The organism is Palleronia sp. (assembly GCF_042089775.1).
Lineage (GTDB): Bacteria > Pseudomonadota > Alphaproteobacteria > Rhodobacterales > Rhodobacteraceae > Palleronia.
This window is the reverse complement of sequence record NZ_JBELKF010000147.1, coordinates 1-5261: the sequence shown is the minus strand read 5'-3', so window position 1 is coordinate 5261 and position 5261 is coordinate 1. Positions and strand designations below refer to the sequence as shown.

The 5261-nt window shown below is 64.8% G+C and carries 5 protein-coding genes; 2 read left to right on the top strand and 3 right to left on the bottom strand.

The features are described 5' to 3' along the window. Positions 1 to 42 precede the first annotated feature (42 nt). Positions 43 to 834 (bottom strand): calcium-binding protein, encoded by a 792-nt coding sequence (locus ACFDS3_RS18785; protein ID WP_375263872.1) that lies wholly within the window; start codon positions 832 to 834, stop codon positions 43 to 45. After that, complete coding sequence (locus ACFDS3_RS18780) at positions 758 to 1666, bottom strand: CAP domain-containing protein (RefSeq protein ID WP_375263871.1); 909 nt, start codon at positions 1664 to 1666, stop codon at positions 758 to 760. The genes ACFDS3_RS18785 and ACFDS3_RS18780 overlap by 77 nt, the downstream gene beginning before the upstream one ends. Before the next feature lie 160 nt (positions 1667 to 1826). On the opposite strand from ACFDS3_RS18780, the gene ACFDS3_RS18775 reads away from it, so the two are divergent. Continuing rightward, the gene (locus ACFDS3_RS18775; RefSeq protein WP_375263870.1) at positions 1827 to 2645 is read left to right on the top strand and encodes a hypothetical protein; all 819 of its coding nucleotides are present in this window, start codon (positions 1827 to 1829) and stop codon (positions 2643 to 2645) included. Here the strand turns inward: ACFDS3_RS18775 and ACFDS3_RS18770 are convergent, their stop codons facing one another. Further along, a complete protein-coding gene (locus tag ACFDS3_RS18770) occupies positions 2646 to 3377 on the bottom strand; it encodes a hypothetical protein (RefSeq protein WP_375263869.1) in 732 nt (243 codons plus the stop codon). A 185-nt stretch (positions 3378 to 3562) separates the two neighbouring features. Here ACFDS3_RS18770 and ACFDS3_RS18765 point away from each other — a divergent pair, with 185 nt between their 5' ends. Continuing rightward, the gene (locus tag ACFDS3_RS18765; RefSeq protein WP_375263868.1) at positions 3563 to 4951 is read left to right on the top strand and encodes a hypothetical protein; all 1389 of its coding nucleotides are present in this window, start codon (positions 3563 to 3565) and stop codon (positions 4949 to 4951) included. Positions 4952 to 5261 lie beyond the last annotated feature (310 nt).

Sequence of the window (5261 nt, the reverse complement as noted above, 5' to 3'; positions counted from 1 at the left end):
ACATGCCTCTCCCATTCTTTATCCGCAACCCTTTTTCGCAACTCAGGCAAGCAAACCGACAGCGGTAGGCAGATCGATGGCCGCCAGAGCGCTCCCTTCGTCCGCGCCAGAGATGAAAACCCATGTTTCATTGACGTTCAGACCGAAATCACCATGCGTCGAGACGCCGTGACGGGCAACGAAATCATTGGCCGAGGCATAGGCGAAGGGGTCGTCGAGCACGAAGACCAGCCGGTCGCCCGCGCTCAGGTCCATGACGGCGTCCTGCTGCCGTCCGGCCGTGCGCAGGTCGAAGACGAACTCATCGGCCCCCGCGCCGCCCACCATCCGGTCGTTGCCATCGCCGCCCGCGAGGCGGTCATTACCCGCCCCGCCGAAGAGCCGGTCATCGCCGCCGCGCCCCTCGATCAGGTCATCGCCGCTACCGCCGGCCAAGCGGTTACTCCTGGCGTTCCCGAGCAGCTGGTCGTCGCCGCCACCGGTGGTGACCGCCTCGATGCTCTTGAGGCGGTCGGCCCCCTGCCCCGTGGCGCGCCCCGCCGCGAGGTCCACGACGACGTCGGCCTCGCCGCGGTAGAACACGGTGTCGGCGCCCGCGCCGCCATGTAGGAGATCGGCGCCGCCGTTGCCCTCGAGGACATCACGGCCCGCGCCGCCGTAAAGGGCGTCCTTGCCAGCCCCGCTGGCCAGCCGGTCACTCCCGGCCCCGCCCCAGAGGCGGTCACCGCCGCCGCCGCCCGAAACGATGTTGTGGCCGCTATTGCCCCAGAGGTCGTTTGCCGCCCCGTTGCCGCGCAGGTCGAGATCCGCCGCGCCCAACAGCAGACCATCCACAGCCCCCCCGTCCAAGAACCAGGTTGGCCGAGCTTTCGAGGCGCTCCCCGTCCACCAGGTCGAGCTTCACGTTGCTCTCTCCTAGATCCACGAGCGCACGCAGGACCTTTCCTTCGTGGGTCGCCCGCACGAGGGTCGGTCCCTCCAGCGCTCCCAGCTCGAGGGTGTAGCCTCCCGCCATGGCGCTCGTCGCCGCGGCGCCGCCGACCTCGATGCGCGTGCCACGCGCGCCCTCGCCCATGCCGTAGAAGCGGTCTTCGTCCGCATCGTCATAGGCGACGCCCGTCAGGAAGATGCCCGCGCCGCTCAGGCCGAAATTCTCGGTCACCATGGAGGCGTGAAGGCCGTTGCCATCCCTGGTGAAGATGCCGGTCTCCTGGGAGATGCCGATCTCGCGGAAACCGGCATTCAGCGTGTTCACCCGGTGCCCGGGGCTCATGAAGAGCCCGTCGTAATGGGCGCGCATCGCCACCTCGAGGTCGAGATCCCCCGAGGTCCCGTAATAGGCGAGGTTCTCGCCCGTGCTCCAGCTGCCGTCGAGATCATAGCCCGCCTTGCGGATCCAATCGGTCGGGGCGCTGCCGCCCTCGCCGGTGTGGCTGAACACGTCCGCCTCAAGCATCCAGTCCGAATGCGCGATCGCCGCGTCCCAGAGATCGTCGTTCCAGGCCAGCGCCTGCATCGGCTCCGCCTGGATCGTGCCGGGCTCCAGCCCCTGGTCGAGATCGATCCCGAAGCGGGCCGCTTCGGCGAGCGGATCCATACGGCCGCGGTTGATCATCTCAAGCATGAGCTGCTGCTCACCGGTGATGTGTCTGATCGTCGTCCCCATGGTGTTCCCTCTCGATGCACCCACGAAACCTATAGGTTTTTCGCATGTCATGGGATGATAATCACGGCATCATCTCGTTGATCTTCAATCAAGATCACGCGTTGTATTTTTATTTTCGCAAACCTATCATGTCAGGGATGATGGGTCGGAGGCGCATGGGATGGATGGCAACAGGTCAAGCACGGGTAACCTGATCGACCCGAGCCTGGCGCGCGGGTTCGCGCGCTCCATGCTGCACGAGAGCGCGCGCCGGGCGACAGCGTCCAGCCGCCGCGTCAGGGGCACGCCTTTCAACCTCGTCGGCCGCAAGCGGATCATCGAAAGCCTCGTGAATGGGACGCCGAACCTGGTCGGGTCGGTTACGGTGCCGGACCGGACCAACGCCGTCATCGCGTCCTTTTCCACGGTGTCGAGCGAGACCAGGGCCCAGGGCCTGATCTTCACCCAGTTCGAGTTCGAGCTCGACCCCAAGCGGATGAGGAAGGAGGGGCCGACGGCTCTCTACAGCCAGACCCGGCTGATCGCGATCGCCATGCCGCATGTCCTCGAGCGGATGGTGATGCGACTGGGCCATCGGCGGCTCGACGACATCATTCCGGTGCTCCGCCCCAGCCTCGGCTGGGCGGTCATGGCGCGTTACATGGGCCGCTGCGGGCCGTTCAGCGTGCCAATTCCCGAAGGCCTCGTGTGTTGCGAATGGTATCGCGATATCGACATGGGCGGGGGGGTCCGGCTTGGCCCGGGCGCCATCATCAAGACCTTCATCTCGACCGAGAACATGAAGTCCCGCACGCAGTCGCGGCGCGACGCTCTGATCGCTGCCGGCGCCATGGACATGTGTCCCCGCTTCCCCCGCCTCACGCCCCCGCGCCCCGAGGAGACGGACGTCTTCGCGAAGATGCATGCGATCGAGGCGGAGTATCAACGCGACGTGCAGGAGCGCGAAGCCCGCCGCCAGCGCGATCCGAGCGCGGCCTGATCAGAACGTCAGCTCCGGCTCGCGATAGGTCCTGTCGAGATGCGCCGCCCGCTCGACTTGGCGCGCCAGCATCGGGCAATCCGGCTTGCGCGCCGGCATGCGGGTGACGATGCGATCGACCAGGTCGAGCATCTCTTCGCGCGCCCTGGTGGGCCAAAGCCCGCGGATGCGGACATCCAGCGGCCGGTGTCTCTCGTCGTCCCCCATCCAGGGCACGCCCATGCCCTCGCTGAGAGCGGGCTCGCGGATGAGGGCCAGGCGCTCGTCGAGCCGCACCCGAATGTCGAGCTCCTTGATCTGCGCCTTGGTGATCTCGACCGAGCCGTCGCTGAGCCCGAAAGCCTCCATGATCACCGCTTGTGCCTTGTTCTCGATCTCGCGGTAGCCCGGCATCATCGCCTTCAGCGGTGTCGGCATGTCACCGTAGATCGACTCGGCCGCGTCATGCAGCAGGATCGCCAGAGCGTCCTCGCGATGTGTGACGACGCCGTTGTCGATGGCCCACTGGGTCATCAGCATGCTGTGCTCGGCCACCGAATAGAAGCAGCGATCCGGATCAACCTGCCCCGCATAGCGGCAGACGCGCGCGAGGCCGACGAAGATGTTGGTGGCATCCACGTCCGCGGGATGCGGGTGCTCGATCGACCAGAAGCCGCCGGTGGCGGTCGCGAGCCAGGCACCCCGGTCGGGCACCGGCGCCGGTTCGGGCCAGAGGGTGTCATGTCGGGTCATGGGGCATCCACGGTCACTCGAAGCTGATGGCACGACCCTGCAACAGGCCTGCGAAAAATCCTAGGTGAGCATGGGAATGGTTCCTCGTTATCCACGGTGTTCGACAGCGCGAGCTGTATAGATGTTTGCGATTTTTCCAAAAACCGGCCTACTGAAGAGAGATGTTTTTCGCAAGGAGCTGAATGATGATCGGGGTTCGATCCCTCGGCCAGGCCCTCGGCCTCGCCATCCTGCTCGCCTCGGGGGCCACGGTCGCCAGCGCGCAGGTAACCAAGATCCCGCCCGATGGGGCGCGGATCATCGACGCGCATGGCGAATGCCGCAGCGTGCGCAACCTCATGAGCGACCCGGTCATGGTTCCCCACAGGAACCGGTCCGAATGGTGGCTGGGAGCGAACGCCTTCCTGGCCAAGAAGCGCGATGGTCTGCGCATCAACAGCTGCGACTTTCAGTTCCAGGATGTCGCCGACAACGCGGCGTCGCGCACCACCTGCACGGTGACCTTCGAAGGCGACGTGATGTGCATGGGCCGGGAGCATCCCTTCACCGACAACTGGTCGGCCTCGATGAAGAAGGTCGCAGGCCTGCCGGCCATGAGGTCTGTCGCGGTCACCGGAACCGGGTATCACTGCGGCGTCAGCACTGCTGATGATGTCTGGTGCTGGGGCACCTACGGATCCTACAAGGGCAAGGGCTGGGTGAAGACCTATCCGCCGATGAAGATGCGTGGCCTGTCGCAGGTCGACCGGGTGTTTGCCGAGGAACTCGGCACCCCGGGCCGCTACACCCCCGAGTTCTGCGCCATCAAGGTCAATGGTTCCCTGTGGTGCTGGATGGATTGGCGCGCCGCGGATGATGGCCTGTCGCAGTACCGCGATCCCTATGGACCCGAGCACCGTCTCGAGCAGATCGACGCGGGCTCAGTGGTTCGAATGTCGCACCACCAAGGGGGCGGGTGCTACCAGAAGGCCAATGGCGACTTCTGGTGCTTCGGCCGCGGCAAGTTCGCCCCGAAGAAGGCCAACTGGTTCCCGAAATCGGGTCCGATGACGGATGGCCTCCATCTCGAAAACTATACAACCTACTTCTACGACGACCACCCCGAGACGATGGGCTTCGGCGGATGTGTTGTTCGAAGCAACGGTGAGCTGTGGTGCTTCGGCAACCAGAGAAACGGCAGCAAGGGGAGCGATCGCAGCTTCAACTACATGACCCGTGGCGGCACCGACACGACCAACGCGGCATGGTTGCGTCCGGTGAGAATGACCAAGTTCCCCGGCACCCAGAAGCTGATCTCACCGGTTCTCCACGGCACCTGCGCGGTCAACACGGAAGACAAGATCCACTGCTATAACCATTACACCAAGGACAGCATCGAGCCAGTCTGGGGTGCGAGCATTGGCCGCGAGATCGTCAAGATCATCGGCCGTCCGGGTGATCACGGCTACTATGTCGGCGGCATTTGCGTGCTCGATGCCGATGGCGGCCTGTGGTGCGCCGGCCAGAACCAGTACGGGCAGCATGGCGGGGCTGACGGCAAGCCGTTCTCGACCCTCACGCAGGTCAAGCGCTGATACTTCCTTACAGCGACGAGATGCATGGGCCGCACCTTCGGGTGCGGCCTTTCTCGTCTTCGCGGCGTCATTCCGAATTTTGCGAAACCTCCCCTCCCGCCGCAGTGAACAGTTTGTTAAGGTTTTTCGCATAACAGGAGGCTTTCATATGAGGTTCACCACCTTGGCCGCGAGTTTCGCGGCACTCATCACCCTAACGCCGGGCATCACGGCGGCACAGACGACCACCGTGCCGCCCGGCGAGGCGCGCATCATCGACAAGCACGGCGTCTGCCGGGTTGTCGAGAACGAGCAGAACAGAGGGATCATG

Bases quoted from the DNA above. Each gene is read 5' to 3' on its own strand.
- ACFDS3_RS18780 (WP_375263871.1), bottom strand. From the start codon at position 1,666: ATGGGGACGACGATCAGACACATCACCGGTGAGCAGCAGCTCATGCTT.
- ACFDS3_RS18775 (WP_375263870.1), top strand. From the start codon at position 1,827: ATGGATGGCAACAGGTCAAGCACGGGTAACCTGATCGACCCGAGCCTG.
- ACFDS3_RS18770 (WP_375263869.1), bottom strand. From the start codon at position 3,377: ATGACCCGACATGACACCCTCTGGCCCGAACCGGCGCCGGTGCCCGAC.
- ACFDS3_RS18765 (WP_375263868.1), top strand. From the start codon at position 3,563: ATGATCGGGGTTCGATCCCTCGGCCAGGCCCTCGGCCTCGCCATCCTG.